This window comes from Lentzea kentuckyensis, from assembly GCF_002150765.1.
Classification (GTDB): Bacteria; Actinomycetota; Actinomycetes; order Mycobacteriales; family Pseudonocardiaceae; genus Lentzea; species Lentzea kentuckyensis.
Window position 1 is genome coordinate 1 of record NZ_MUYM01000040.1, and the last position, 24,967, is coordinate 24,967.

At 70.1% G+C, this 24,967-nt stretch carries 30 protein-coding genes; 10 read left to right on the plus strand and 20 right to left on the minus strand.

The features are described 5' to 3' along the window. The 5 genes from B0F77_RS20200 to B0F77_RS20220 all read right to left on the minus strand — a co-directional run. A partial coding sequence (locus B0F77_RS20200; RefSeq protein ID WP_086664570.1) for a hypothetical protein occupies window positions 1-478 on the minus strand: 478 nt, incomplete at its 3' end. A gap of 11 nt (window positions 479-489) precedes the next feature. Next, window positions 490-1,437: a respiratory chain complex I subunit 1 family protein gene (locus B0F77_RS20205; RefSeq protein WP_086664496.1), complete on the minus strand. Its 948-nt coding sequence runs from the start codon at window positions 1,435-1,437 to the stop codon at window positions 490-492. Further along, on the minus strand, window positions 1,434-3,431 hold the full coding sequence (locus B0F77_RS50575; RefSeq protein ID WP_086664497.1) for a proton-conducting transporter transmembrane domain-containing protein: 1,998 nt from the start codon (window positions 3,429-3,431) through the stop codon (window positions 1,434-1,436). Before B0F77_RS50575 ends, B0F77_RS20205 begins: the two co-directional genes overlap by 4 nt. Further along, window positions 3,428-3,913, minus strand: coding sequence for an NADH-quinone oxidoreductase subunit B family protein (locus B0F77_RS20215; RefSeq protein WP_086664498.1), 486 nt, complete (start codon window positions 3,911-3,913; stop codon window positions 3,428-3,430). Before B0F77_RS20215 ends, B0F77_RS50575 begins: the two co-directional genes overlap by 4 nt. A 43-nt stretch (window positions 3,914-3,956) precedes the next feature. Next, a complete protein-coding gene (locus B0F77_RS20220; protein ID WP_086664499.1) occupies window positions 3,957-4,346 on the minus strand; it encodes an ArsR/SmtB family transcription factor in 390 nt (129 codons plus the stop codon). 103 nt (window positions 4,347-4,449) lie between these two features. Here B0F77_RS20220 and B0F77_RS20225 point away from each other — a divergent pair, with 103 nt between their 5' ends. Beyond that, window positions 4,450-4,842 (plus strand): response regulator, encoded by a 393-nt coding sequence (locus B0F77_RS20225; protein WP_086664500.1) that lies wholly within the window; start codon window positions 4,450-4,452, stop codon window positions 4,840-4,842. After that, window positions 4,839-5,246: a DUF5313 domain-containing protein gene (locus B0F77_RS20230; RefSeq protein WP_086664501.1), complete on the plus strand. Its 408-nt coding sequence runs from the start codon at window positions 4,839-4,841 to the stop codon at window positions 5,244-5,246. The genes B0F77_RS20225 and B0F77_RS20230 overlap by 4 nt, the downstream gene beginning before the upstream one ends. A gap of 77 nt (window positions 5,247-5,323) precedes the next feature. On the opposite strand, the gene B0F77_RS20235 is transcribed toward B0F77_RS20230, so the two are convergent. Both B0F77_RS20235 and B0F77_RS20240 read right to left on the minus strand, forming a co-directional pair. Further along, window positions 5,324-5,932 (minus strand): CBS domain-containing protein, encoded by a 609-nt coding sequence (locus tag B0F77_RS20235; protein WP_086664502.1) that lies wholly within the window; start codon window positions 5,930-5,932, stop codon window positions 5,324-5,326. Window positions 5,933-5,942: 10 nt separating this feature from the next. Then, window positions 5,943-6,629, minus strand: coding sequence for a CBS domain-containing protein (locus B0F77_RS20240; protein ID WP_086664503.1), 687 nt, complete (start codon window positions 6,627-6,629; stop codon window positions 5,943-5,945). 259 nt (window positions 6,630-6,888) lie between these two features. Between B0F77_RS20240 and B0F77_RS20245 the strand changes: the two genes are divergently transcribed. The 3 genes from B0F77_RS20245 to B0F77_RS20255 all read left to right on the plus strand — a co-directional run bounded on the left by B0F77_RS20245 (window position 6,889) and on the right by B0F77_RS20255 (window position 10,800). Next, window positions 6,889-7,884: an Acg family FMN-binding oxidoreductase gene (locus tag B0F77_RS20245; RefSeq protein ID WP_086664504.1), complete on the plus strand. Its 996-nt coding sequence runs from the start codon at window positions 6,889-6,891 to the stop codon at window positions 7,882-7,884. After that, window positions 7,881-10,127: a phosphoenolpyruvate synthase gene (gene ppsA / locus B0F77_RS20250; protein ID WP_086664505.1), complete on the plus strand. Its 2,247-nt coding sequence runs from the start codon at window positions 7,881-7,883 to the stop codon at window positions 10,125-10,127. The genes B0F77_RS20245 and ppsA overlap by 4 nt, the downstream gene beginning before the upstream one ends. A 121-nt stretch (window positions 10,128-10,248) precedes the next feature. Continuing rightward, a complete protein-coding gene (locus B0F77_RS20255; RefSeq protein ID WP_086664506.1) occupies window positions 10,249-10,800 on the plus strand; it encodes a DoxX family membrane protein in 552 nt (183 codons plus the stop codon). A gap of 93 nt (window positions 10,801-10,893) precedes the next feature. Here the strand turns inward: B0F77_RS20255 and B0F77_RS20260 are convergent, their stop codons facing one another. The 11 genes from B0F77_RS20260 to B0F77_RS20310 form a co-directional block, all read right to left on the minus strand. After that, window positions 10,894-11,127, minus strand: coding sequence for a hypothetical protein (locus B0F77_RS20260; RefSeq protein WP_086664507.1), 234 nt, complete (start codon window positions 11,125-11,127; stop codon window positions 10,894-10,896). A 102-nt stretch (window positions 11,128-11,229) separates the two neighbouring features. Further along, window positions 11,230-12,021 carry a polyphosphate kinase 2 gene (gene ppk2 / locus B0F77_RS20265; RefSeq protein ID WP_086664508.1) on the minus strand — a complete coding sequence of 264 codons (792 nt, stop codon included), beginning with the start codon at window positions 12,019-12,021 and terminating at the stop codon, window positions 11,230-11,232. Further along, window positions 12,009-14,531: a cation-translocating P-type ATPase gene (locus tag B0F77_RS20270; RefSeq protein ID WP_245848436.1), complete on the minus strand. Its 2,523-nt coding sequence runs from the start codon at window positions 14,529-14,531 to the stop codon at window positions 12,009-12,011. Before B0F77_RS20270 ends, ppk2 begins: the two co-directional genes overlap by 13 nt. Then, on the minus strand, window positions 14,512-14,919 hold the full coding sequence (locus B0F77_RS20275; protein WP_086664509.1) for a CBS domain-containing protein: 408 nt from the start codon (window positions 14,917-14,919) through the stop codon (window positions 14,512-14,514). Before B0F77_RS20275 ends, B0F77_RS20270 begins: the two co-directional genes overlap by 20 nt. Next, window positions 14,916-15,362 carry a universal stress protein gene (locus B0F77_RS20280; RefSeq protein WP_086664510.1) on the minus strand — a complete coding sequence of 149 codons (447 nt, stop codon included), beginning with the start codon at window positions 15,360-15,362 and terminating at the stop codon, window positions 14,916-14,918. Before B0F77_RS20280 ends, B0F77_RS20275 begins: the two co-directional genes overlap by 4 nt. A gap of 132 nt (window positions 15,363-15,494) precedes the next feature. Next, a complete protein-coding gene (locus B0F77_RS20285) occupies window positions 15,495-15,989 on the minus strand; it encodes a universal stress protein (protein ID WP_086664572.1) in 495 nt (164 codons plus the stop codon). A gap of 77 nt (window positions 15,990-16,066) precedes the next feature. After that, entirely contained in the window at window positions 16,067-17,281 is a 1,215-nt protein-coding gene (locus B0F77_RS20290; protein ID WP_086664511.1) for an MgtC/SapB family protein, read from the minus strand. Window positions 17,282-17,284: 3 nt separating this feature from the next. Continuing rightward, the gene (locus B0F77_RS20295; RefSeq protein ID WP_086664573.1) at window positions 17,285-17,482 is read right to left on the minus strand and encodes a DUF1918 domain-containing protein; all 198 of its coding nucleotides are present in this window, start codon (window positions 17,480-17,482) and stop codon (window positions 17,285-17,287) included. A 158-nt stretch (window positions 17,483-17,640) separates the two neighbouring features. Continuing rightward, complete coding sequence (locus tag B0F77_RS20300) at window positions 17,641-17,832, minus strand: universal stress protein (RefSeq protein WP_086664512.1); 192 nt, start codon at window positions 17,830-17,832, stop codon at window positions 17,641-17,643. Next, window positions 17,829-18,395: a CBS domain-containing protein gene (locus B0F77_RS20305; RefSeq protein WP_086664513.1), complete on the minus strand. Its 567-nt coding sequence runs from the start codon at window positions 18,393-18,395 to the stop codon at window positions 17,829-17,831. The genes B0F77_RS20300 and B0F77_RS20305 overlap by 4 nt, the downstream gene beginning before the upstream one ends. Beyond that, window positions 18,374-19,066: a hypothetical protein gene (locus B0F77_RS20310; protein WP_086664514.1), complete on the minus strand. Its 693-nt coding sequence runs from the start codon at window positions 19,064-19,066 to the stop codon at window positions 18,374-18,376. Before B0F77_RS20310 ends, B0F77_RS20305 begins: the two co-directional genes overlap by 22 nt. 125 nt (window positions 19,067-19,191) lie before the next feature. On the opposite strand from B0F77_RS20310, the gene B0F77_RS20315 reads away from it, so the two are divergent. Continuing rightward, entirely contained in the window at window positions 19,192-19,419 is a 228-nt protein-coding gene (locus B0F77_RS20315; RefSeq protein WP_169730956.1) for an SHOCT domain-containing protein, read from the plus strand. A 77-nt stretch (window positions 19,420-19,496) separates the two neighbouring features. After that, window positions 19,497-20,153 carry a response regulator gene (locus B0F77_RS20320; protein ID WP_086664575.1) on the plus strand — a complete coding sequence of 219 codons (657 nt, stop codon included), beginning with the start codon at window positions 19,497-19,499 and terminating at the stop codon, window positions 20,151-20,153. Window positions 20,154-20,156: 3 nt separating this feature from the next. Here the strand turns inward: B0F77_RS20320 and B0F77_RS20325 are convergent, their stop codons facing one another. Then, window positions 20,157-21,830, minus strand: a complete 1,674-nt coding sequence (locus tag B0F77_RS20325; protein WP_086664515.1) for a sensor histidine kinase — start codon at window positions 21,828-21,830, stop codon at window positions 20,157-20,159. Window positions 21,831-21,970: 140 nt separating this feature from the next. On the opposite strand from B0F77_RS20325, the gene B0F77_RS20330 reads away from it, so the two are divergent. The 3 genes from B0F77_RS20330 to B0F77_RS20340 all read left to right on the plus strand — a co-directional run bounded on the left by B0F77_RS20330 (window position 21,971) and on the right by B0F77_RS20340 (window position 24,356). Further along, window positions 21,971-22,969, plus strand: coding sequence for an Acg family FMN-binding oxidoreductase (locus B0F77_RS20330; protein WP_086664576.1), 999 nt, complete (start codon window positions 21,971-21,973; stop codon window positions 22,967-22,969). A 153-nt stretch (window positions 22,970-23,122) separates the two neighbouring features. Then, window positions 23,123-23,815 (plus strand): universal stress protein, encoded by a 693-nt coding sequence (locus B0F77_RS20335; protein WP_086664516.1) that lies wholly within the window; start codon window positions 23,123-23,125, stop codon window positions 23,813-23,815. After that, window positions 23,763-24,356, plus strand: coding sequence for a hypothetical protein (locus B0F77_RS20340; RefSeq protein ID WP_086664517.1), 594 nt, complete (start codon window positions 23,763-23,765; stop codon window positions 24,354-24,356). Before B0F77_RS20335 ends, B0F77_RS20340 begins: the two co-directional genes overlap by 53 nt. Window positions 24,357-24,395: 39 nt before the next feature. On the opposite strand, the gene B0F77_RS20345 is transcribed toward B0F77_RS20340, so the two are convergent. Next, window positions 24,396-24,905 (minus strand): flavodoxin family protein, encoded by a 510-nt coding sequence (locus B0F77_RS20345; RefSeq protein ID WP_086664518.1) that lies wholly within the window; start codon window positions 24,903-24,905, stop codon window positions 24,396-24,398. Between the last annotated feature and the right edge of the window lie 62 nt (window positions 24,906-24,967).

Sequence of the window (24,967 nt, forward strand, 5' to 3'; positions counted from 1 at the left end):
CGGTGATCCCGTTGTCCATCAACAGAAACCCGACCAGTTGCGACAGCGCGCGGCGGCGGGTCACCAGCACGAAGAACCCGATCAGCACCACGGTCATCCCGACCGGAATGGCTTGTGTCGCGGGCGACGGCGCCAAGGCCACCAGCGGCTGCGACACCGCGTAGGCCAGCAACGTCAACACGGCGGCGGCCAGCAGCGACGCGGACACGTTCACCAACGGCCTGGTCTCCCGCTGCGACTCCCCCACCAGCGCCCGGCGCAACAGGTACGGCAGCACTCCCGCGCGCAGGATCAGCACACCCACTGCCACAACCCACAGCTCGGCGGAGTTCTCGTGCACCGCCAGCACAGCCACGACCACCGCGAGCGCGACGCCCTGCAACGCGAACACCCGGATGATCACCGCGAGTTCGCGGCGCCACAGCACCAGCACGGCGGTGAGCAGCAGTGCGCCGCAGGCGAGATACAGGAGCTGCACAGGTTTCCCCTCTACGCCAGGAAGAACGAAGCCGCGACGGCCAGCAGGGCGAGCAGGAACGACCCGGCCAGCAGCTCCGGCACCCGGAACAGCCGCAGCTTGGCCACGAACACCTCACCCGCCGCGAGCAAGACCCCGAGCACCCCGACCTTCACGACCAGGGCCAGCACGCCGACCAGCAGCGCCACCGGGGTGGCTGCGGTGGCGATTCCCCACGGTGCGAACAGGTTCGCCAGCAACCCGAGGAACACCGACAGCCGCATCGCCGACGCCAGCTCCACCAGCGCGAGGTCCGGGCCCGCGTACTCCAGGATCATCGCCTCGTGCACCATCGTGAGCTCCAGGTGCGTGGACGGGTTGTCCACCGGCAACCGGCCGGTCTCCGCGATGATCACCACGACCAGGGCGACCGCGGCCAGCAGGCTCACCGGGGAGATCACCCGCGCCGGCTCGTGCAACGTCGAGGACACGATGGCGCCGAGGTTGGTCGACCCCACTCGCACCGACAACGCGAAGATCGCCACCAGCAGTGTGGGCTCGACCAGCGCGAGGATCGTCATCTCCCGGCTGGCGCCCATCCCGCCGAACGCCGTGCCGGTGTCCAGACCGGCCAGTGCGAGCGCGACCGCGCCCAGTGCCAGCAACGCCACCACTGCGAACAGATCCGCCGCCGGGTCGACGGCCGAGTCGGTGGCCACGAACGGCGCCACCACGGCGACGACGAGGGTGGTGGCCACCAGCACCAGCGGCGCGAGACGGAACATCTCGCTCGTGCCGCGCGGGGTGATCCGCTCCTTGCGCAGCAGCTTGCGCAGATCCCGCCACGGCTGACCGATCCCCGCACCGGCACGGCCTTCCAGCCGGGCCCGCACCTGCCGCATCACCCCGACCAGCACCGGTGATCCAGCCACGATCAGCAACGGCTGCACGATCCCGCCGGCCACGCCAAGTGCGCTCATCTGGTCACCGCCAGCAGAATCAGCACCCCGCACACCGCGTAGAAGCCGTAGCCGAGGTAGCGGTGCACACTGCCCGACGCCAGCCCACGCCCCGCCCGGCCCCACGCGGTGATCAGGCTCAGCACCGGCTCGTACAGGCGCCGCTCGATCCGATCAGGCACCTTCCGCCGGTACTCCACGGCCCGCACCAGGTAGCGGGACTCCTCGTGGTGGGACACGTCCACGTCCAGTTCCGGCTGCACCACGTCGTCGAACACCCGCTGCAACGGTTCAGCGAACGAGGTCGCGGTGTACTCCATCCGCGCCGACATCGGCCCACCACCGCAGTCCCACAGCCGGGCCTCGCGCCGCGCCTTTCTCCCCGCTACCGCTCGTACCGCACCGACGGTCACGACCAGCGCCGCGACGAGCCCGAGGGTGAGCAGCACGGGCGACAACGCACCGTTGACCTGACTGAGCCGCAACGTGACGTCACCGGACACCGCCGTGGCGCCGGCGGCGGCCTGCACTGCGGGCAGAACTCCCCCAGGCCACAACGCGAGCACCACGCAGGCCAGCGCGGCGACACCCATCCCGGCGAGCATCGTCGGCGGGCTCTCGTGCGCGCCCACGGCGGCCTCGCTACGCGGTTTCGCCAGGAAACCGACGCCGAACGCCTTCACGAACGTGGCCACCGCGAGCCCTGCCGTCAACGCCACCGCCGCCACCGCGACCGGCATCGCGATCGCCGCCGCCACGCCACCCGCGGGCAAGCCGTGAATCAACGCCTGCAGCAGCAACCACTCCGACACGAACGCCGTCCCCGGCGGCAACGCCGACGCCGCCAGCGCCCCCAGCCCGAACGCGGCCGTGGTCACCGGCATCACCGGCCGCAACCCGCCCAACTCGTCCAGATCGCGACTGCCGGTCGCGTGCAGCACCGACCCCGCCGCCAGAAACAGCAACGTCTTGAACGCCGCGTGACCGACGACGTGCAGCAGCGCGGCGGTCAACGCCAGCCCGGCCAGCACGCGCTCCCCTGACGAGGCGAACAGCCCGGCCGCGCCGACCCCGATGAGCACCAGCCCCATGTTCTCCGTCGTCGACTGCCCCAGCAGCCGCTTCAGATCCGAGCTCATCGCCGCCTGCAGGATCCCGTACACCGCCGACACCGCGCCAAGTGCGAGTACCAGCAGCCACCACCACGCCGCGCCACCGCCGAGCAGGTCGACCCCGACCCGCACCAGCCCGTACACGCCGAGGTTCACCATCGCCGCCGACATCAACGCCGACACGTGACTCGGTGCTTCCGGATGCGCGCGCGGCAACCACGCGTGCAACGGCACGATCCCCGCCTTGGACCCGAACCCCCCGAGCGCCGCCACGAACACCACTCCCGCCGCCGCGGGCGACAGGTGCCGGCCGGCCTCGCGCAACGCGGCGAACGAGTCGTCGCCGGCGTGCGCGACGAACACCATCAGTCCGATCAGGACGGACACGAACCCCAGGTGCGTCATCACCGCGTACCACCGACCCGCCGACGCCACCCGCGGGCCGCGCCGATGCTCGGCGACCACCAGCACCAGCGATGCCAGCGCCATCAACTCCCAGCACACCAGCAACGTGGACACGTTCGATGCCGCGGGCACCAGCACCATCGCCACCACGAACACCGGCAACGCGACCTGCACGCCCCGAGCACGCAACTCCACCGTGTCCGCATAGGACACCCCGTAGACACCCGCCGCCACCGCCACACCGCCGGTCACCGCCACGAACAACCCGCCCAACGGGTCCAACGCCAGCGACACCCCCGACAACGGCAACAACCCCGGCAGTACAACGGAAAAGGAGCCACCGGCCAGCGCCGCCACCCCCGACACCATCGCGGCCACACCCGTCAACGCGGTCCCCACACCGACCACCGCCGCCCGTTCGGGCACAACGCACGCGGCCAGCGCGGTCAGCACTCCGATGGCCACGGCAACAGCCATCCCCGTCGCGGCGAGGTTCATCGGCCGGTCAGCTTCCGCAGTCCCTCGACGATCGCCTCCGGCCGTGGCGGACACCCCGGAATCTCCAGGTCGACCGGCACGATCTCGTGCACCGCGCCAGCCACCCCGTAGGCACCGGCGAACACCCCGCAGTTGCGCGCGCAGTCCCCTACCGCCACCACTACCTTCGGGGCCGGCACCGCGTCGAACGTCCGCCGCAGCGGCTCGGCCATGTTCCGCGTCACGACCCCGGTCACCAGCAACGCGTCCGCGTGCCGCGGCGAGGCCACCAGCCGAGCCCCGTACCGCTCACCGTCGTGAACCGGTCCGAACGCCGACCCGATCTCGACCTCGCACCCGTTGCACGACCCCGCGTCGACGTGTCGGATCTGCACCGACCCGCCCAGCGCGGCGGCCTGGTCCGGCCGGTCGCCGGACAGCAGCGGCGGGGCCGGTTCGGCCACTTGTCCGGTCCGGCGGATCTTGCGCCACAAACTGAGCACGCTCTAGCTCCCACGATGGAGTCGGCAGAGAGGAAGGGTGCGGTCACCCCGCCCTTGGGGAGGGACGCGGGGTGACCGCGGCTCGACCGCCGTGCGGCACGGGCGGATCGGCGGTGCGAAGGTCTTCGAGCAGCTCGGCCTGCCCTGCCAACACGCCCGAAAGGATCTGCCGTGCCGCGGCCAGCAGTCCGGCCACGTACGGGCTGGTCAGCGAGTAGTAGACGGTGGCGCCCTCCTTGCGGGTCGCGACCAGGCCCGCTCGGCGCAGCACCGCCAGCTGCTGGGACAGGTTCGCGGGCTCGACACCCACCTGCGGCACCATCTCCGCGACCGCGTGTTCGTGCCCGCTGAGCAGCTCCAGCACCCGAATCCGCACCGGATGCCCCAGCGTTTTGAAGAAGTCCGCCTTGAGCTGGTAGAGCGGCTTGCTCACCCGCGCACTCCTTCCCGCCACGCGAAGCCGATGCCTGGTCGCAGGCTTCAACACTTGCTAATCTTAGCAAGTCTACAATCACGCATCCCGACAGGACCACACCGTGCCCCGAGTTCCCGAACCGCTCAGAGTTCTCGTGGCCGACGCCTCACCGTTCTTCCAGGACGCCTTGCGGGACGTCCTGCACCGCGCGGCCGACCTCGAGGTCGTCGCCATCGCGGGATCCGCCGACGACGCGATCAGCCTGGCCCAGCACCACCAGCCCACCGTCGCCATCGTGGACGTCCACCTGTCCGGCGACGGGCTGCACGCCATCCGCCGCATGCACCAGCTGACCCCCGAAGTCAGGATCGTCGCGCTGTGCGGCCTCATCGACGCCCCGTCCGAAACCGAACTCCGAGAGCTCGGCGTCGTCGAATACGTGATCAAAGGCGTCCCCAACAGCAAGATCCTGGCGGCCGTCCGCCGGGCAGCCGAGGAAGGCACCACCCAGTGACACCCCGTACAACCCTGCGCGGAACCAGGCCCAACCCGATCCAGTGGCTGTGGTACGCCGTCGGCGGACGCCTTCCCCAGCGCTGCAACCCCTGGGTGCTGCACGACGTCACCTGCCGCACCTGGGCCGTCCGCCATTTCCTCCGCGGCTTCGTCCAGATGTCACCGATCCTGCTGCTGCTCCTGCTACCAGGACCGCTCTACATCAGGATCCTGTCGATCCTGCTCGGCATGTTCGTCGGCTACTTCTACTCGATGACCTACATGTGGCACACGACCGAGCAGCGCCTCGTCAAACAAGGCTTCCCGAGAGGACTCGGCGAGCAGACCCGCCAGGCGAAGCACGCCGAAGAACACGCACGTGCCAAAGCCGCCTACGAACAGCGCTACCGCGGCAACTCCTGAACCTGTTCTACGACCTCCTTCCCCATCGGAAGCAGGAGATCGGCCCGGCGAAGTTCACTCCACTTCTTCGCCACCGGTCAGCTCCCCGCGTACTCGGCGAAGCGCACGTCGGTCACGCCCGCGACCGCGCGTGCCAGTACCTCGGCGACGTGACGGTCGGTCGCGTCGTTCATCTTGTCCACGATGGACACTCGGCCGCCCGTCACCTCGACCGCCCACCGGTGGGAGGAGCCGATCATGTTCAGGCGGTGCCGGATCTCCGCCTCGATGATCCAGTCGTCGCGGCTGATGGAACGCAACATGTCCCGGCGGGTCACAATCCCCACCAGACGGCCCTCGTGGACCACCGGGACGCTCCGCACGCCGTGCCGCAACATCAGGTCGGCGACCTCGGCCAGGTCGGTGCTCCGGGTCGCGGTCACCGGCTTGGTCATCACCTCGCCGACCAGGTTGGCGGGTGTGTTCCTGGGCGCGGCGGGTTCGCCGTGCACCAGCTGTCGTGGGTCTTGGGGCAGCCTGTCCCGCAGCAGCTCTGCCTCACCGACCACGCCGACCAGCGCACCAGAGGTGTCGACCACGGGCAACGCGGTGAAGCCGCGTTCCGCGAGCAGCCGGGCGGCGTCACGGGCCGCCATGTCCGGAAAGACGACCACGACGTCGGTGGTCATCACGTCTCGGGTCCTCATGGGGCTCTCCTCAGCCGAAGATCTCGGTCTGGCGGGTGTGCGTGGTGTCGTTCCACTCGGGCCGCAGCCGGTTGTGCACGTCCACCACGCCTGGCAGCACCCGGACGAGGTGCTCGGCGATGTCGACCTCGCTCTGGCGTTCGAGCTTTCCCTGCAGATCGACCACGCCTTCGGTCACCTTGACGTCGATGGTGTCCGGGTCCACCCACAGCATCCGGCCGAAGATCTCCTCGCGGATCGTCGTGCGCAGTTCCTCGTCCTCACGCAGGAAGAGCTTCAGCAGATCGCGGCGGGACAGCACACCCACGAGCGCGCCGTCGGAGTCCAGGACGAAGAGCCTGCGCACGCCGGCGGATGCCAGCTCGCGGGCGGCGGCACTCGCCGAAAGGTCGGGCGAGACGCTCTTCACCGGTGACGTCATCACGTCGCGGGCGGTCACCCCGCTCGCCTGCTCCCAGCGGTGCTTCGTCTCGCGGCCCGCGAACAGACCGGGTGCGTCCTCGGTGCCGCCGCGGAATTCTTCCTTCGGCATCAGGTCGGTCTCTGAGACGACACCGACGGGGTAACCGCCGTCGAGCACGGGCACGGCGCTGATCCTGTTGCTCTCCAGCAGCTGCACGAGTTCCTTGAACGAGCTGCCGACATCCGCGGTGATCACCTCACGTGTCATCAGCGAGGCGACTGTCGGTTCACGCATGACACCCTCCGGCGATCCTCGGTTTCTCTCTGCCTCAGCCTTCTCGGCGCAACTGCCGCCGCCCACCTGCCAAGGGCGTGGGTGAGCCGGGCGTTCCGACCCGGTGCGAGAGGACCGAAGGGCCCTGCCTCGGAGCGCAGGCCCGTTGATGCCGCGCTGAGTGCCTCGGGTCCCGGCCAGGCAGGGACGTAGGCCCCTCACCCGCAGCCGCCCGTGCTGCGAACTTCAAGACAGGACTTCGACGACGGAGGTGAGCGGGATGGACCGCGGTCAGCCCGACGAGACAACGGTGCGAGCGGCGGTGGCACTCGCCGGACGCGCGCCCTCGGTGCACAACTCCCAGCCGTGGCGGTGGGAAGTCGGTGAGCACAGCCTGCACCTGTACGCCGACCGCACCCGCGGCCTGCCCGCGACCGACCCGCTCGGCGCCGACCTGATCGTCAGCTGCGGGGCCACGCTGCACCACCTGCGGATCGGGCTCGCCGCACTCGGCTGGCGCGCCAAGATCCACCGGCTCCCGAACCCCGCTCAGCCCGACCACCTGGCCGCCATCGAGTTCGAGCCGGTGGAACCGCGTGAGTCGCATGTCGTCCTGGCGGCCGCGATCCCCCGCAGACGCACGGACCGCCGCGCCTTCTCGTCCTGGCCGGCGCCCGACGAACTGCTGCAGGACCTCGTGCAGACCGCACGCGCCGAGGGCGTGGACGCGCACGTCGTGACCGGCAAAGCACGCGACGAGCTGCTGATCGCGATCGGCAAGGCGGCCGACATCCAGGAAGCAGATCCGGCCTACCAGGCGGAGATCCGGCAGTGGAGCGGCGTGTATCCCGGTGCCACCGCCGGGGTTCCCGCCGCGAACATCCCGGCTGGCTCACGGCAGTACGGCAACCTGCGGATGCGGGAGTTCTCGCCAGGTTCTCTGCTGCAGGGCGGGCGAAGCCTGCTTGGTGAGGATGCCGGAACCCTGCTCGTGCTGAGCACGTCGTCCGACGACGACCTGTCGCGGCTGCGCGCCGGCGAGGCGACCAGCGCCGTCCTGCTCGAGGCCACCGCCGCGGGCCTCGCCACCTGCCCGCTGAGCCAGCCACTCGAGGTCGTGGAGACCAGAGAGCTGGTGCGCGACGAGGTCCTCGGCGGCTCCACCTGCCCACAGCTCGTCATCCGCGTCGGCTGGGCCGGGTTCAACGCCGACCCGCTGCCCGCCACTCCTCGCCGTCCCACCATCGACCTTCTCCGCGACCAGGAGCAGAAGTGACCGCCTACATCCGCGACTTCGCATCCCTCAGCAAGAACGACACCGACGTCGCCGGCGGCAAGGGGGCCAATCTCGGCGAGCTCACCAGGGCGGGACTGGCGGTACCGCCCGGTTACGTCGTCACCGCGGAGGCATTCCGGACGTCCATGAGCCAGGTCCGCGACGACCTCGCCGCCGAACTCCAGATCGCTCTCGACCGCGGCACCTCGCCGCAGCGGCTGGAGGAGTGCGCAGACCGGATGCGTGAGCTCGTGCGCAAGGCCGGTGTGTCCGACGACGTGCGGCACGCGGTGCTGGAGGCCTACCGCGAACTGGGCCAGGACGAGTCGGTCGCCGTCCGGTCCTCCGCCACCTCCGAGGACACCGCGGGCTCGTCGTTCGCGGGCATGAACAGCACCTTCACCAACACGCGCGGCGCGCACGCCCTGCTGGACCGGCTGCTCGACTGCTGGGTCTCGCTGTTCGACACCCGCTCGATCGCCTACCGCGCCGAACAGGGCATCGCCGACGAGCCCGCGATCGCCGTCGTGGTGCAGAAGATGGTGAACTCCGAGCGGTCCGGCGTGATGTTCACCGCCGACCCCTCCAGCGGTGACCGCGACAAGATGCTCATCGAAGCGTCGTTCGGTCTGGGCGAGGTCGTCGTCAGCGGATCGGTCGAGCCGGACACGTACGTGTTGCGCCGCAACGGCGACGCGGTATCGCTTGTGGACACACGCATCGGCCGCAAGTCGCACAAGATCGTGCGCGGCTCGAACGGCGGTGACGAGCGCATCGACCTGGACACCGAGGAATCCCACGCTCAGGTGCTGACCGAGGCAGAAGCCGTCGCGATCGGCCAGCTGGGTCAGCGGGTGCAACGGCACTACGGCGAACCGCAGGACACCGAGTGGGCGATCGCCGACGGCAAGACGTGGCTGGTGCAGTCCCGGCCGATCACGACGCTGCCGGACCAGGCCGCGGAGTTGTCGGGCCCGCTGGTGGCAGGACTGGCCGCGTCGCCAGGAATCGCTTCGGGCAGGGTCCGGGTGCTGAACTCCCCCGACGAGGGCGGCCGGTTGCGCGACGGCGAGGTGCTGGTCGCCGAGATGACCAACCCGGACTGGGTTCCGACCATGCGCCGCGCGTCCGCGGTGATCACCGACGGCGGCGGAATCACCTGTCACGCCGCCATCGTGGCCCGCGAGCTGCGCGTGCCCTGCGTGGTCGGCACCGGCTCGGCCACCACGGTGCTCGAGGAGGGCCAGCTGGTCACCGTCGACGGCAGCGCCGGAGAGGTCCGCGCGGGGTCGGCGCCGATCACGACCGCACCGAGGATCGTCGCGCCGGTGGTGCAGGCCACGGAGGCGCTGGGCACGCGGGTGTACGTCAACCTCGCACTCCCCGAGCACGCCGCCGAGGTCGCCGCGATGCCGGTCGACGGCGTCGGTCTGCTGCGGGCGGAGTTCATGCTCACCGAAGCACTCGGAGCCGAACATCCGCGGCGGTTCCTCGCCCAGCGCGGCCCCGACGACTTCATCAACGCCATGACCTCAGCGCTGCTGCAGATCACCCACGCGTTCGCGCCGCGTCCGGTCGTCTACCGCACGATGGACTTCCGCACCAACGAGTTCCGCGAGCTCAAGGGCGGCGACGCGTTCGAGAAGCACGAGCACAACCCGATGATCGGCTACCGCGGCTGCTACCGCTACGTCGACGACCCGATGCTGTTCAGCCTGGAACTCCAGGCACTCGCGCGGGTCCGGGAGCAGACGCCGAACCTGCACCTGATGATCCCGTTCGTGCGCACCAAGTGGGAACTGGAGGCCTGCCTGGAGCAGATCGACCGCAGCCCGCTCGGCCGCCAGCGCGGCCTGCACCGCTGGGTCATGGCCGAAGTTCCTTCCGTGGCCTACTGGATTCCCGAGTACGCCCGGTCCGGCATCGACGGGGTTTCCATCGGCAGCAACGACCTGACCCAGCTCATGCTCGGCGTCGACCGCGACTCCGAACTCTGCGCGGACCTGTTCGACGAGTCCGACCCGGCCGTGCTCGACATGATCGGCCGCATCGTCACCGCCGCACGAGACGCGGGTATCACGTCCTCGCTGTGCGGCCAGGCGCCGTCCAACAAACCCGAGTTCGCCGAAAAGCTGGTCGAGTTCGGCATCACCTCGATCTCGGTCAATCCCGACGCGGTTCCCGCCGCCAGGGCGGCGATTGGCTCGGCCGAACGGCGCCTGTTGTTGCGGCAGATCCGTTAGCTGTCGCGCTGGTACCGGCACAGCAGGTCGTGACGTCCCGACCGGGTCGGGACCTAGGGCCGCGTTCGCGACCGATGTTCCCGAGAAGACTCAGTTCAGAAGAACTCCCTGGGAGGTAACGATGTACGCTGTTCATGCTCCAGCTGGCACCCGGACGGAAACGGGTGCGGTGGCCCTAGCGGTGCTGCGCATCGCGACCGGTTTGTTGTTCCTGTGGGCGTTCGTCGACAAGGCGTTCGGACTCGGCTATGCCACGCAGCCCAAGAACGCTTGGTTCTCGGGCGGCTCACCGACGAAGGGCTTCCTCAGCCGGGTCGACGTCGGGCCGTTCGAGTCGGTGTTCCACGACATCGCCGGCGCCTGGTGGGCCGACGTGCTCTTCATGGCCGGTCTGTTCGCGATCGGCGCGGCGCTGGTGCTCGGCATCGGCCTGCGGATCGCGGCGGCCAGCGGCGCGGTGATGATGCTGCTCATGTGGGCCGCGGAGTGGCCTCCGGCGCAGCACACGGCGTCCGGCGAGGCGACGATGTCGACCAACCCGATCATCGATTACCACATCGTCTACGCCCTGGTGCTCATCGCGGTCGCCGCCACCGCCTCTGGCGCCACCTGGGGCCTGGCGCGCTGGTGGAACGGACTGCCGGTGGTCAAGGCCAACCCTTGGCTGCAGTGAGACCAGAAGGAGGGACGGGCGCCGCGCACGACTGCCGCGCCCGTCCTCTTCGTCGTGCAAGCAATTGCGCGCAGCAGGAAGGATGAAGCGGCTTCACCGCCCGGTCCAGTCCGGCGCGGTCAATTCCCATTCGACCTGCCACCAGCGCAGCCGGATCCTCAGGTGCGCGAACTTGACCAGGACGCCGCCCATCGTCGGAGCGTCCTCCACGAGCACCGCGTCCACCTGGGTCCGGCTCTTCTGCTCGACCTCGACGCGCGCCGTGTGCGTCGCGTAGGTCTCCGAGCCGACCGCGCCGGCGACGGGGACGGCGAGCAGCGCCACCACGACGCCCAGTGCCTGGTCTCGCCGGAAACGATGTCCGGACCGCAGGCTCGCTGCGATGCTCGGTGAGGAAGACGCGGCGCAGAGCTACTACACCGACGACGTTCAGACCAGCTTGGCGGCGTGATCCGGCACCTCGTGCTGCAACGCGCGGTCCGTGCGCTGGTAGCCGCTCGATGGCGGCCGCGCGGGGAGCTTGATCTTCGGCGCGGAGACCTCGTGGTAGTCGATGGTGCGCAGCAGGTGGGCGATCATGTTGATCCGCGCCCGGCGCTTGTCGTCGCCTTCGACCACGTACCAAGGTGATTCGGCGATGTCGGTGTGCACCATCATCTCGTCCTTGGCGCGTGAGTAGTCCTCCCAGCGCGTCAGCGACTCGAGGTCCATCGGGGACAGCTTCCAGCGCTTCAACGGGTCGTCCAGCCGCTTGCGGAACCGGCGTTCCTGCTCGGCGTCACTCACCGAGAACCAGTACTTCCGAAGCAGCACACCGTCTTCCACGAGCATGCGTTCGAAGACCGGGCACTGCCGCAGGAACAGCCGATGCTCCTCCGGCGTGCAGTAGCCCATCACGCGCTCGACGCCCGCGCGGTTGTACCAACTGCGGTCCAGCAGCACGATCTCGCCCGCAGCCGGCAGATGTGCCACGTAGCGCTGGAAGTACCACTGGGTGCGTTCTCGTTCGCTGGGCGCGGGCAGGGCCACGATCCGGGCGACGCGGGGGTTCAGGTGCTCGGTGATCCGCTTGATCGCCGAGCCCTTGCCCGCCGCGTCCCGGCCCTCGAAGGCCACCACGAGCCGGGCGCCGCTGGCCTTCACCCACTCCTGCAGCTTCACCAGCTCGGTCTGCAGCCGCAGCAGCTCCCGCTCGTACACCTCGCGCTTCAGCCCGCCCATGTGCGTTGCCGCCACTTCTCCAGCTCCACGACGACGTACGCCGCCACACTCAGGATGATGACCACGAGCCACGGCTGCCACCCGAGCGGCGCGGCGTGGAACAGCGAGTTCATGAACGGCACATAAGTCAGCAGCAACTGCAGCCCGACGGTGAGCGCGACGCCCACGAGCAACCACCGGTTCGGGCCGGTGCTGGGCCGCCACTTCTCCAACGACCGGCAGTTGGCCAGGTAGGCGATCTGGGCACCGACGAACACGTTGACCGCGACCGTGCGCGCGACCTCCAGCGAAGCACCGGCGGAGAGCTGCCAGCGGAACGCGCCGAACGAGCACGCGAGCAGAATCGCCGACACGAACACGATGCGGCCCACGAGCTGCCGGGTCAGCAACGGGAGCGACGGCGGCAGAGGCGGTCGTTTCATCACGTCTGGCTCACGCGGTTCGAACGCCAGCGTCAGTCCCAATGCGACGGCCGTGGTCATGTTGATCCACAGGATCTGCACCGGCAGGATCGGCAGTGCCGCTCCGAGCAGGATCGCGGTGAGGATCACCAGGCCCTCGGCCATGTTCGTCGGCAACGTCCAGATGATGAACTTGCGCAAGTTGTCGAAGACCGCACGACCTTCTTCCACGGCGGCCCGGATCGAGGCGAAGTTGTCGTCGGTCAGCACCATGTCCGCGGCCTGCTTGGCCACCTCCGTGCCGCCCTGGCCCATCGCCACGCCGATGTCCGCACGACGTAACGCGGGAGCGTCGTTCACACCGTCGCCGGTCATCGCCACGACGTCTCCCCCGGCCTGGATCTCCTTGACCAGCCGCAGCTTCTCCTCGGGCGCAACGCGAGCGTGGACGGACTCGATGCCGAACTCCGCCGCGATCGTGCGCGCGGTGGCCGGGTGGTCACCAGTGATCATCTTCACCTCGATGCCCGCCGCCTGACAGGCTCGCACCGCCTCGATCGCCTCCGGGCGGGCCGGGTCGCTCATGGCGACGACGCCGAGCAGCTCCACGTTGCCCTGAAGGCCTTCCTCGCTCAGCTCCACACCCGCGGCACGGCCGACCGCCAGCACGCGGAGACCCGCTCGGGCCAGTTCGTCGGCTTCACCGCAGTGCTCCGCCCCGGCAAGCGCGAGCACGCGTTCGACGGCGCCCTTGACGAACACGACGTCGTTCGCATGTCTGGTCGCCATGAACAACCGCTCCGAGCTGAACGGCAACGTCTCCACTCGCTCCGGCACGTCCGCGACGTCCAGCCCGGCTTTGCGCGCGGCCACGACCAGCGCCGCCTCGGTCGGATCGCCCACGGGCAGCCAGCGACCCCCGTCCTCGACGATGCGCGCATCGTTGCAGGCGAGCCCGGCAAGCAGGCACTCGCGCAACGCCGGAGTCACCGCGGGCGTCACCCTTCCGGACGGGTCGTAGCCGATGCCGGACAGGTCGAACCGCTCCCCTGCCACGATCACCGTGCTGACGGTCATCGCGTTGGCGGTCAGTGTTCCGGTCTTGTCGGTGCAGATGACCGTGGTGCTGCCGAGGGTCTCGACGGCGGGCAGGCGGCGGATGATCGCGTTGCGGCGGGCCATTCGCGCCACCCCGATCGCGAGCGTCACGGTCACGGCGGCGGGCAGGCCTTCCGGGATCGCGCCGACCGCCAGTGCCACGGCCGCGGTGACCATCTGCGCGAACGGTTCGCCGCGCAGCACGCCGACCACGACGCTGAGCGCCGCGAGGCCGAGGATCACCACGGTCAGCACCTGGCTGAAGCGCGCGAGCTTGCGGGTCAACGGTGTCTGCACGGTCGCCGTCGTGCCGACCAACCGGTGCACGCGGCCGATCTCGGTGTCCGCACCGGTCGCGACCACGACGCCACGGCCCCCGCCCGCCGTCACCAGCGTGCCGGAGTAGGCCATGTTCGCCCGGTCGGCCAGCGCGGTGTCCGAAGGCAGCGCCACCGGGCTCTTCGCCACCGGCAAGGACTCGCCGGTCAGCGCCGACTCGTCGACCCGCAGCTCGCTCGTGCCGACGAGCCGCAGGTCAGCTCCCACCTGATCGCCCGCGTCCAGCAGCACGACGTCGCCCGGCACGAGCCCGGTCGAGGGCACCCGTGCCGGGACACCGTCGCGCACCACCGTCACCTCGGTGCGCACCATCGACGCCAACGCGTCCAGAGCCCGTTCGGCACGGGCCTCCTGGATGAACCCGATCACGGCGTTGATCACGACGACCCCGAACACCACGGAGGCGTCCACGACCTCGCCGAGTGCGGCGGTGATCCCGGCGGCGACGAGCAGCACGTAGATCAACGGGTGGTGCAGCTGGCCCAGCAGCCGCACCACCCAGCCAGGCCCGCGCCGAGCAGGCAGCTCGTTGGGACCGAGTTCGGCCAGACGTTGCCGCGCCTGCGGTGTGGACAGGCCGGCGTGCTCGTCCGTCTCCGCGATGAGCAGCACCTCCGCCACCGGCAGGCCGTGGTGGACGACGTCCTCGCGGTCAGCTGTGGACAGCGGCACGGCCTGCCTCCACGTGCGGCTCGTGGTTGTTCCGGGCAACGGCTTGCAGGATCGAGCGCCTGGTGGCCATGCCGATCACCTGGCCGTCGTCGAGCACAGGCGCGGACAGGACTTCGTAGCGGGCCATCGCGTCGAGGACCGCGCCCGCCGGCGTGTCCCGTGCCGCCACGAGCACCGGCTGTGACATCAGCTGCCGCACGTACGGAGACTGGACGCCGACCTTGCCGCGCATGACATCGACCCGAGTCACGACACCGAGGAACACACCCTGGTCGACCACCGGCAGCATCGTCAGATCGAAATCGTCCATGAGGCCACCCGCGTGCCGGGCGAAGTCGCGTGGCCCGACCGTGACGAGCGGGCGGACCATCGCGTCGCACACGTTCATCGCGTGGTCTCCGCGAACTCGCGATCGCTCACCGGGATGACGACGACCGGCGCGTGCGCGTGGCGCACGACGTGCATGCTCGTCGAACCCAGCACGATCTGGCGGATGCGGTGGCCGGTGTGCGAGGCGACGACCAGCATCGCGGCACCCTCGGAGGCCTGTTCGAGGGTCTCGGCGGCGTCGCCGCGCAGGCTCTTGCGGACGATCTCGGGCAGCTCCTGCCTCGCCCTGGCCGCCTGCAGGGACTTCTCGATCAGCGCTTCCGACTCGGCCTGGGCCCGATGGGCGGTCGTCTCGGTCCAGTCGGTCAGAGCCTCGAAGTTCCAGGCGTTGACCACGTGCAGCGGGCAGCCGCGCACGACGGCCTCGTCCAGTGCCCACTCCAGTGCTCGGTCCGATGCGGGCGTTCCGTCGATGCCCACCACGATCGGCTTGGTGCTCATGGCTGTTCTCCCTCGGTTTCTAAGTGGTGCGCAAGCGGCGCAGGAAGGGGTCGGAGTGTCCGGCCGGTGCGACGCGGTCTCGCGCGTCCACCACCACGCACCCGGTTTCGGTCAGCAACGCCACCGCCGCGCTCACAGCAGCGGTCCGGGCGTGAGCGGGAGGGCGGGCTCGGCGACACGCTCGAGCACCGGCTCCCGGATCACGACGACCGGGCACGCCGCGTGGTGCACGCAGTAGGCGCTGACCGAGCCGATGATCGCCTCGGCGAGCCGGCCATGACCCCGATTGCCCACGACGAGCAGCGCCGCGTCCGCCGAAGCCTTGACGAGCACGTCGCGAGCGTCGCCCTCGACCAGGACGCGGCGGATCTCCACATCCTCGAAGCCCTCCACCGACCGGTCGAGGACGCTCTGCGCCGCCGCCTTCATCGCCTGCGGCGACACGTCGGCGTAGACCTCCGCCGGCAACGGCCCGATCATCACCCCGTAGTCCGCGTGCCACGCCAGCACCGCGTCGACCGCACACCCGCGCCTGCGGGCGTCCTCGACGGCCCAGCGCAACGCCGCCAGGGAAGCGGGTGATCCGTCAACTCCGACCACCACGGGCCGGGACTCGTTCTCGCTCATGTACTTCAGCCTCGCGGGCCGCGCCGCCGCGAGTGAGTGGCCCGGGTCCCGCACCGTCCGGGACCTTCGTCCCCGGCCTACCAGGCCATGCCCAGTCCGACCGCCACCACCACGGGCGCGAGCCACGCGGCGAGCCGCAGCGCGAACCGCGGACCGCCCGCGACCGTGGCCAGGGTCAGCTTCACGACGGTGTTCGTCGCCAGGGCCGCGCCGCACGCCAGCACCGCCGTGTGCACCGAGATCGACTGCGGCGCAAGTGAAGCCGCCGCGATGGCCGCGGCGTGCGCGTCGGCCAGCCCGCCCAGTGCCCCGGCCGCCACCACTCCCCCGCCGCCGAGCCAGTCCGCGGCCGCGCGGGTGACCACCAGGAACAGCACCAGGATCGCGGCCAGCGACAGCGCCGCCTTGAGCGACATCGGTCTGCTCACCACGGGTTCGTCGTTCTCGACGTCAGCGGGCTTCGTGCGCCACACCAGCCAAGCCACCTCCGCGAGCAACACCACCGCGCCCGCTCCGATCGCGGGCAGCAGCCGCAACGCGACCGGCGGGCTCGCGATGGCCGTCACAGCGACGATCTGCGCAAGGGTGGCGAGATTGACCGCCACAGCACCAGGAAAGGCAGCCGCGCCAACGGTTCGATACTTGCGCGCCAGCACAGCCGTCGTCGCCGACCCCGACACGAACCCACCGGCGAACCCGGTGACCAGCAGCCCCCAACGCTCACCGAACGCCCGCGCCGCGACGTATCCCGCCCAGCCGATCATCGTGACGGCGACGACCAGCCACCACACCCTCGCCGGGTTCAGCACCCCGTACGGGCCGAGCGGCCGGTTCGGCAACAACGGCAGCACCACGAAGGCGACGACGAACAGGATCATCGCGTCGCGCACGTCCTGGTCGCTCACCACCTTCCGGGCGAACCGGTGCAGCGGGCGTTTGGCGGCCAACAGCGCGGCGGCCGCGACACCCACCGGCACCGCGAGCTCGGGCCGGTGCCATGCGAGCGCGCCCAGCAGGAACGTGGCGATGGCCGCGATCTCGGTTGTCGCGCCCGGTTCCTCGGTGCGCAGGTACCACGCGATGACCAGCGCGGCGACCGCGCCGAGCGCCACACCGAGCGCGACCGGTGACAACGCGGCGCTCACCGCGCCGGCCAGCGCGATCAGAGGGAAGGTCCGCGAACCCGCGGGCCGGGTGGAGTCGTGCGCGTTGTCGTGCTCGCGTTCCACCCCGAGCAGCAGACCGATCGCGAGCGCCGTCGCGAGGTGGCCGAGTGCGACAGCGGTGTCCACGGCTCAGCCCGCGTGGAGGCGTGCGGCCTCGTCCTCGGCCGTGACGACGTGCGCGTGCGGGCCGGGGAACACCAGGGCCTCGTGCTCGGTGTCCAGCCAGCGCACGACGTAGGGAGGCCCGCCGTCCTCGTGCTTGAGCTGCGTGATCAACCCACGTCGTCCACCGGGGTCAACCAGCCAGTCGCCCGCTTTCGCCTTCATGACGTCCTCCATCCCGCTCTGTGCGATCAAGGGTTCGCCACGCGCGGGTGCGTCAGCAGTGCGGATGGGCTCGCTCGGCTCGTGACGTTGGTCCCTGCCGTCGTCGACGGTTCGGCGGAGTCACGCGCGGCGCTGCGGTGGGCGATGGAAGAGGCCTCTCACCGAGGCGCCATGTGGCTCGGGCGCGCGACGGCGGCGAGCCACTTGTACACGCAGGCGCGGGTGTAGGCGTGCACGAGCCGCAACGGGACCTTGTGCCAGGCGGCCTCCTGCGCTCCCCAGGATGCGGCGGCCAGGGCCGACGCGGATCCGTCGATACCGACGACGATCGGGGCGGATGGGGCCTTCAACGTTGTCCTCCAGCAAGAACTCGGGTGTGCAGGACGCCCGGCACGGCGTCCGCGAGCGCGACCAGGACCCGTTCGGTGTCGTCGTCGGTGGACTCAGCGCCGATCACGGCTTCGCCGTCGTTGACCGTGACCGTCCACTTGCGACCGCCGCCGTAGACGTCGAGCACGCGCTGGACTTCCGCGGCCACGGTGGTGTCCGTCCTGGCGAGCACCCGCACCAGGTCGCGGCGGGTGACCACGCCGATCACGGAGGAGCCGTCGACGATCGGGACGCACCGCCGGTGGTCGTCGATCATCACGCGAGCCAGCATCTCGGCGGGTGCGGCGGCGTCCATCGCGACGGCCGGGGTGGTCATCACGTCGTTGACGACGGCATTGGACTCGTCGAGGTACTTGCCGCGCACCAGGTCGGCCTCGGTGACGATGCCGACGAGCCGCTTGTCGTCGTCGACGACGGGCAGTGCGGTGAAACCGTGCGAGACCATCAGCGCTGCCGCGCCTTTGAGCGGTACGGCCAGGGTCACGGTGATCACCGGGCTGGTCATGATGTCGCGAGCACGCATGGTGGATCTCCTTTCCTCTGTTCCGGTGCCGGCCTGGCACCGACGATCGCCAGGGCCTGTGGGAAGCCGGCGAGCTGGTGCTGTTCGATCAGGCCTGCCCGCCACTCGCGCCGGTGCACCAGATGCACGACCGGCCGGACGGCCACGCCTGCGCTGCGCCCCGCGAGCACCGCTGCCTGCAACGCCGCGCCGCCGCGCACGTGGTCCGGGCGGCGGTCGTCGGCGGTGATCACGACGAGTTCACGGTCGTTGAGGGCACGCAGTTCCGTGCCGGCCCAGTGGCTGGCCCACCGCAACGCGGTCGCGTCGCCTCCTCCGCACGCGTCGCCGAGCCGGATCGCCCGGTGCAGGTCCAGGTCCTGCGAACCCGGTGGCTGGCGGCGGTCGGCCCGGACGACGACGAGCAGGTCGGGGCTGGCCATATCGGTCGGGAAGACGACATGTGGGTGCCAGCCCGCGTGCAGGACGGCGAGCACGACGTGCTCCAGGGCGGCCCCGCACGAGAGCAATCGGTCGAACCCGAGCGGATCCTGCTTCGTACTGCGTCCTGTCTGGAAGAGGTAGACCGACCGGCCGTGCAACTCCAGAGCCCACGGCCGGTCCGCGCTGTACACGGGCGCTTTGTTCGCCACCTCGGCGATCTCCGCGGCCTCTGCTGGGTTCCATCGCATGACTCAACGATTCCGCCGTCCCCGGCCGTGGGGACAGGGCGGTCCTGCTCACCTGGATCGGGCACTTGGACTCTCCGCGCCATCGCGCGGCCGGAACAAGCTGGACACGACAACCCATGGAGGCGATGAGGATGTACCCGTACTACGGCGGCCCGATGGGCTGGGGTGGCTTCGCGATGATGGCGCTGAGCATGGTGGTCTTCTGGGGCGGCCTGGCCGCCTTGGCCATCGTGCTGCTGCGCCGGTTTCCGCACACCCGCCCCGCCCACCGCATACTGGACGAACGGCTGGCCAAGGGCGAGATCGACACGGAGGAGTTCGATCGGTTGCGCAGGGCTCTCGATTCCCGGTGACAGGGTCTTTGGGCCCTGTGTGGCCCCGTCCCGCCGGGAGATCGTGATCGAACGACGTTCGAGGAGAGGTGGTTGTGGTGGTGTCGCGAGTCTTCCTGGTGGACGACCACGAGGTCGTCCGGGTCGGGATCAGGGAGCTGCTCAGCGCCTCCCCCGACCTCGAAGTCGTGGGTGAGGCGTCCTCGGTGACCGAGGCACTCACGATGGTCCCGGCGACCAACCCGGACGTGGCGGTGCTGGACGTGCGGCTGCCCGACGGCAACGGCATCGAGCTGTGCCGCGAACTGATGTCCCGCATGCCGGACCTCAAGTGCCTGATGCTCACCTCGTTCACCGACGACGAGGCCCTGTTCGACGCGATCATGGCCGGTGCGTCCGGGTTCGTGCTCAAGCGCATCCTCGGCACCGACCTCACCTCGGCGGTGAAGACCGTCGCCGCAGGACAGTCCCTCCTCGACGCCCGCTCCACCGCGGCGCTGCTCAACCGCATCCGCCGCGAGCGCGAGCAGGGCGACCCGGTCCGCGCGCTCACCGAGCAGGAGCGGACCGTCTTCGACTACATCGGCGACGGCCTCACGAACCGGCAGATCGCCGAGAAGATGTTCCTCGCCGAGAAGACCGTGAAGAACTACGTCTCGCACCTGCTCGCGAAGCTCGGCCTCGAACGCCGCACGCAGGCGGCTGTGCTCGCCTCACAACTGCGCAAGCCGACCCACGACAACGAGACCGGGTGAGCGTCAGTTCAGCGGAACCCGCCACGTCACGCGTGTGCCGCCGCCCGGCTCCTCGGCCACGGCAAGTGCGCCGTTGAGGTCCGTCGCGCGCTGTTCGAGGTTGCGCAGGCCACTGCGGGCGACTTCGGGCGGCATGCCCACGCCGTTGTCGACCATCGTGATGATCAGCGAGTCGCCCGCCTCGACGGTGAGCGTCAGCTCTGTCGCGCGGGCGTGCCGCAGCGCGTTGGTGACCGTCTCGCGCACGACCGCCTCGGCGTGCTCGCCGATGTAGTCAGGCACCAGACTGTCGATCGTGCCCGACATCCGCACCGCCGGGCTCAGCGCAGCCCCTTCGGTGATCTCCGCGACGATGTTCAGGAGCCTGCGCCGAAGTCCCGTGTCGCTGGCGTCGGCCTGCAGGTCGAAGATCGAGGTGCGGATCTCCAGCACCGTCTGGTCGAGCTGGTTGACCGCGTTCTGCACCCTCCTGCGCGCCTCCGGATGCGTCACCCAGGTCAGCGAGCCCTGCAGGCTCATCCCGGTGGCGAACAGCCGCTGGATCACGTGGTCGTGCAGGTCGCGGGCGATCCGGTCGCGGTCCTCCAGCACGTCGACCAGGCGCCGGGCGTTCTGGTTCTCGGCGAACTCGATCGCGACCACGGCCTGGTCGGCGAACGACGCCAGCAGCGGCATCAGGTCCGCTCCGAACGCCGCCGTGTCCTTGTCCCTGACCGCGAGCAGGATCCCGGTCACGGTGGTGCCGGCCCGCAACGGCAGCACCGCCGCCGCACCGGCCGTGGCGGGCAGGTCGCCGAGCTGGCCGTCGACCTCCTCGATCAACGCCGGTGCTCCCGTGTCCAGGACCTGGGCGAGCACGGGTGCATCCGCGGCGAACTCGCCCGGCGGCGCCTTGTTCCCCGCCTGCGCGGCGCTGCGGAGCTGGTCGCCGTCACGCAGCAGGACCGCCGCCCACGACGCCGAAGCCAGTTCGACCGCGCGCTGAACGATCAACTGCAGCGCGTCCTCCCCCGTCGCACCGGCGAGGAGCTGGGCGTTGATCTCCGCCGTGGCCTCCAGCCACCGCTCACGCATGCGGGAGCGTTCGAACAAGCGGGCGTTCTCCACCGCGACACCGGCCGCGGCGGCCAGCGCCTCCAGCACCACCTCGTCGTCGGCGGTGAAATCACCGCCGCCCTTCTTCTCCGTCATGTAGAGGTTGCCGAACACCTCATCCCGCACCCGCACGGGAACGCCGAGGAAGCTGTGCATCGGCGGATGGTTGGGCGGGAAACCGACCGAAGCGTCGTGCTCGGCCAGGTCGTGCAGCCGAATCGCCCTGGGATCCTTGATCAACAGACCCAGCAGGCCCTTGCCCTCCGGCAGATGCCCCATGTGAGCGCGGGTCTCGGGGTCGATGCCGACGTAGACGAACTGCGAGAGGTTGTGCCGCGAGCCGAGCACACCCAACGCCCCGTACCGGGCTCCCACGAGCTCGACCGCCGCCTGCACAATGCGCTGCAGAGTCGAGTCCAGCTCCAGACCGGCGCCGACCGCGAGCACGGCGTCGAGCAGGCTCTGCATCTTGTCCCGGGTCGACCCGATCTCGGCGAGCCGGTCCCGCATCTCGTCGAGCAGGTCGTCCAGGCGCAACCCGCCCAGCAGGCTGCGAGCAGGCGTCTCCTCGCGTTCTCCCATGGATCAAGCTTTTCACGCCGCCGTGACGCCGCCAAGCGGTCCCGGTCAGGTCAGGACCTTTGATGGTGGGTCCGGCTCGTGGCCTCGCGGACAGTGATGGGACCACAGGTTCGACCAGGCAACACGATGAGGTGAAGGACATGGCTCAGGTGACCGCGGCATTGGGACTGGGGCCTGAACAGATCGAAAGCGCGCTCACGACCGCCTCGCTCGCACCGTCCGTGCACAACACACAGCCGTGGCGGTTCCTCGTCCGACGCGACCGCATCGAGCTGCACCCGGACTCCCGCCGCAAGCTCGCGGCGACTGACCCCGAGGACCGCGAACTGCGGCTGTCCTGCGGCGCTGCGTTGTTCAATCTGCGTCTGGCCCTGCAGAGCATGGGGGTGCGTCCGCTGGTGTCGATGTTGCCCGGCCAGGACGCGCCCGGCGCACTGGCCGTCGTGCGCCACGGCGGCAAACTCAAGATCGATGCGGAGCAGCGAGCCCTTCTCGACGCGGTGCCGCGCCGCCGCACGAACCGCCGGCCGTTCCTCGAAGCACGGCTCGACCCCCGCCAGCGCCACGCGCTGGTGCGTGCCGCCGAGCTGGAGCGCTCGTGGCTGCACGTCGTGACGACGCCGGAGCAACGCGCGCAGCTCAAGCGGTTCGTCCAGAAGGCGCACCAGATCCAGCTCGGTGACAAGGGCGTGCAGGCTGAGCTCGCCTCGTTCACCGGCCACCGGCCCGGCGCGGCTGACGGTGTGCCTCCGTCCTCAGCGGGTGTGCGCCCGGAGATGCAGGACGAGTGGGTGTTCCGCGACTTCCAGGGACCCGAACGCCACCCCGGCAAGGACTACGAGTCCGACCCGCTCGTCGTCGTCCTCTGCTCTCACTACGACGGACCCCTGGGCGACCTGCAGGCCGGGCAGGCGATGCAGCGCGTCCTGCTCACCGCGACCACGCACGGGTTGTCCGCGTCGTTCCTGTCCCAGCCGATCGAGGTGCGCCGCGTCCGGGAGGATCTGCGCCGCGCCCTCGGCGGCATGCTCGTGCCGCAAACCGTGCTGCGCCTGGGATACAGCACACCCGTCCCGGCCACGCCACGCCGCCCCGTCTCCGAACTGCTGGTCGACTCCGACGAGCACGCGCCCTGCTAGCGGCGTCCATCACCGCCGGCAGGGCCACCCGCGCGACCCGTTCACCCGTGTCGGCGTCGGGGCAGCAGGCCCTCCGGTACCGGGACTTTGGTCCTCCCGCATTGGACGCTTCCCGCCCTGCTCCGAACGGCGGCGGCAAACCATTGTCAATGCATGGAACCTGTTGTGATCATCCAAGACGGCGCCAGACGTGACGAGACCGTGCTGCGCTGGGCCTCCGCCCACGCCCAGCTGCTCGGCACCGGCCTCGAGATCCACCGCCCGCAGGACGACTTCCAAGCCCGGCTCGTCGTCGTCGGCTACCGCGGGCCAGGAACCTCTGCGCTCGGATTGGGTGGCCACGTCCTGCCCGTGCTGGCCACGAGCCGCTGCGACACGGTCGTCGTGCGCGGAGCGGCCGCAGCCCTCGACGGCCGGCACCGCCACGTCACCGTCCTGGTGAGCGGTGGTCCTGGTGACGGTCGGGTGCTGCGCCACGCCGCCGACGTCGCCCACCGCCGTGGCGCGGCGTTGCGCGTTCTCCACGCCGCACCGCCACCCCCGGCGCGGTGCGGCGTGGACACGGACCACTCGTACGTCCTCGCCCGTGCGGCCGCGATCCTGAACGGCTTCCCGCACCACGCCGTGCTCGTTCGCGCGCAACCGCACGAGGCGATCGCGCGGTGCGGCGACACCGACCTGATCGTCGTCGGTTCCGGCGAGTCCCACGAGAGCGGTAGCGTCACGAGGGCCGCACTCCACCACGCGCCGTGCCCCGTTCTCGTGGTGCACCAACCGGTCCTGGAGGAACACCATGGCCCCGTCGCCGTCCCCGCTCCTCGCCGACCGGTTCGCACCCAGGCCTGAGTTCGGCCGCACCGACCACCTTCTCGTGAACGCGGATCCCGCAGCCACGTGGACATCGCTGCGCGAGCTGGACCTCATGGAACTGCACGGCAGTGCCGCGGCGTTCGCCGTGTGGTTCCGCGAGATGCCGGAACGGTGGCGAGCACGCAAGCTCGGCCCGCCTCGCGAGCGCACCAGGCTGACGTGGCACGACCTCGACGCCGGCACGGACTGGATGATCCTCGGCGAGAACCCCGGCCACGAGATCGCGCTCGGCGGGATCGGCAAGTTCTGGCGCCCGATCGTGAAGTGGTTTCCCTGCGAGCCAAGGGACTTCCCCGACTTCGCCAAACCCGGGTTCGGCAAGGTGGTGTGGTCGTTCACCGCCCATCCCTACGGCGAACGGCGCACACTGCTCTCTTCCGAGATCCGCGTGACCCTCACCGATCCGCAGGCGTGGCTGAGCTTCCGCCGCTACTGGCGGATCAGCACACCTGCGGTCGCGGTCATCAGCCGTGCCGTTCTGCGCACGGTCAAGCACAACGCCCAAGTCACGAGCTGAGCCGGCGCGCAGCCGCCGCCGGCGATCACGGTGGTGCTTCTACCCCACCTCGGCCGCGCACTTGGCTCCCCAGTTCCTGGCGCGATCGGGTTCACCTTCGAGCAGCGGACCCTGCGTGCCGTCGACGTAGAAGTTCTCCGCTGCGGTGAGCACCGGGAAATGAGCCCGTCGTAGCTGCTTCAGTGCCGCACGGGCAGCAGAGCCGGGCAACTTCGGCCGCTTCACCTTGGTGTCGAACGCGGCGACCGGCGGACGTACCGCACCATTCCCGACCTGCTCGACCCACTCACGCAACCCGGCGCCCGCGGCAGCCTCCTTGCCGGCTCCCTTGGTCGCGGCGTCGGCGCGGGTGCTGGGCCTGCTCATGCTGAACGCGTGCGTCGGACCGCCGACCACGAGCAACCCGACCTCGTCGCTCAGCTCGACCGGGGCGGAGCCGACTTCGACCACTTTCACAGTCATCGCACCACGCAGCCCTTCAGCCACGGCCTCGGCGATTTCCTTGGTGTTGCCGAACATCGACTCGTACACCACAAGCGCGTGCTTCATGCCCCGACCGTAAGTCCGCCCCGCGAAAGCAGAGGAGGTCCTTAGGTCCTGCGATGTCCGGG

What these genes read in the sequence shown, in the direction of transcription:
- B0F77_RS20315 (WP_169730956.1), top strand. Translation starts at nt 19,192, where the DNA reads ATGAGGATGTACCCGTACTACGGCGGCCCGATGGGCTGGGGTGGCTTC.
- B0F77_RS20280 (WP_086664510.1), bottom strand. Translation starts at nt 15,362, where the DNA reads ATGAGCACCAAGCCGATCGTGGTGGGCATCGACGGAACGCCCGCATCG.
- B0F77_RS20275 (WP_086664509.1), bottom strand. Translation starts at nt 14,919, where the DNA reads ATGAACGTGTGCGACGCGATGGTCCGCCCGCTCGTCACGGTCGGGCCA.
- B0F77_RS20205 (WP_086664496.1), bottom strand. Translation starts at nt 1,437, where the DNA reads ATGAGCGCACTTGGCGTGGCCGGCGGGATCGTGCAGCCGTTGCTGATC.
- B0F77_RS20235 (WP_086664502.1), bottom strand. Translation starts at nt 5,932, where the DNA reads ATGAGGACCCGAGACGTGATGACCACCGACGTCGTGGTCGTCTTTCCG.
- B0F77_RS20240 (WP_086664503.1), bottom strand. Translation starts at nt 6,629, where the DNA reads ATGCGTGAACCGACAGTCGCCTCGCTGATGACACGTGAGGTGATCACC.
- B0F77_RS20340 (WP_086664517.1), top strand. Translation starts at nt 23,763, where the DNA reads ATGGCCCCGTCGCCGTCCCCGCTCCTCGCCGACCGGTTCGCACCCAGG.
- B0F77_RS20295 (WP_086664573.1), bottom strand. Translation starts at nt 17,482, where the DNA reads ATGAAGGCGAAAGCGGGCGACTGGCTGGTTGACCCCGGTGGACGACGT.
- B0F77_RS20330 (WP_086664576.1), top strand. Translation starts at nt 21,971, where the DNA reads ATGGCTCAGGTGACCGCGGCATTGGGACTGGGGCCTGAACAGATCGAA.
- B0F77_RS20335 (WP_086664516.1), top strand. Translation starts at nt 23,123, where the DNA reads ATGGAACCTGTTGTGATCATCCAAGACGGCGCCAGACGTGACGAGACC.
- B0F77_RS50575 (WP_086664497.1), bottom strand. Translation starts at nt 3,431, where the DNA reads ATGAACCTCGCCGCGACGGGGATGGCTGTTGCCGTGGCCATCGGAGTG.
- B0F77_RS20310 (WP_086664514.1), bottom strand. Translation starts at nt 19,066, where the DNA reads ATGCGATGGAACCCAGCAGAGGCCGCGGAGATCGCCGAGGTGGCGAAC.
- B0F77_RS20255 (WP_086664506.1), top strand. Translation starts at nt 10,249, where the DNA reads ATGTACGCTGTTCATGCTCCAGCTGGCACCCGGACGGAAACGGGTGCG.
- B0F77_RS20245 (WP_086664504.1), top strand. Translation starts at nt 6,889, where the DNA reads ATGGACCGCGGTCAGCCCGACGAGACAACGGTGCGAGCGGCGGTGGCA.
- B0F77_RS20345 (WP_086664518.1), bottom strand. Translation starts at nt 24,905, where the DNA reads ATGAAGCACGCGCTTGTGGTGTACGAGTCGATGTTCGGCAACACCAAG.
- B0F77_RS20285 (WP_086664572.1), bottom strand. Translation starts at nt 15,989, where the DNA reads ATGAGCGAGAACGAGTCCCGGCCCGTGGTGGTCGGAGTTGACGGATCA.
- B0F77_RS20325 (WP_086664515.1), bottom strand. Translation starts at nt 21,830, where the DNA reads ATGGGAGAACGCGAGGAGACGCCTGCTCGCAGCCTGCTGGGCGGGTTG.
- ppk2 (WP_086664508.1), bottom strand. Translation starts at nt 12,021, where the DNA reads ATGGGCGGGCTGAAGCGCGAGGTGTACGAGCGGGAGCTGCTGCGGCTG.
- B0F77_RS20305 (WP_086664513.1), bottom strand. Translation starts at nt 18,395, where the DNA reads ATGCGTGCTCGCGACATCATGACCAGCCCGGTGATCACCGTGACCCTG.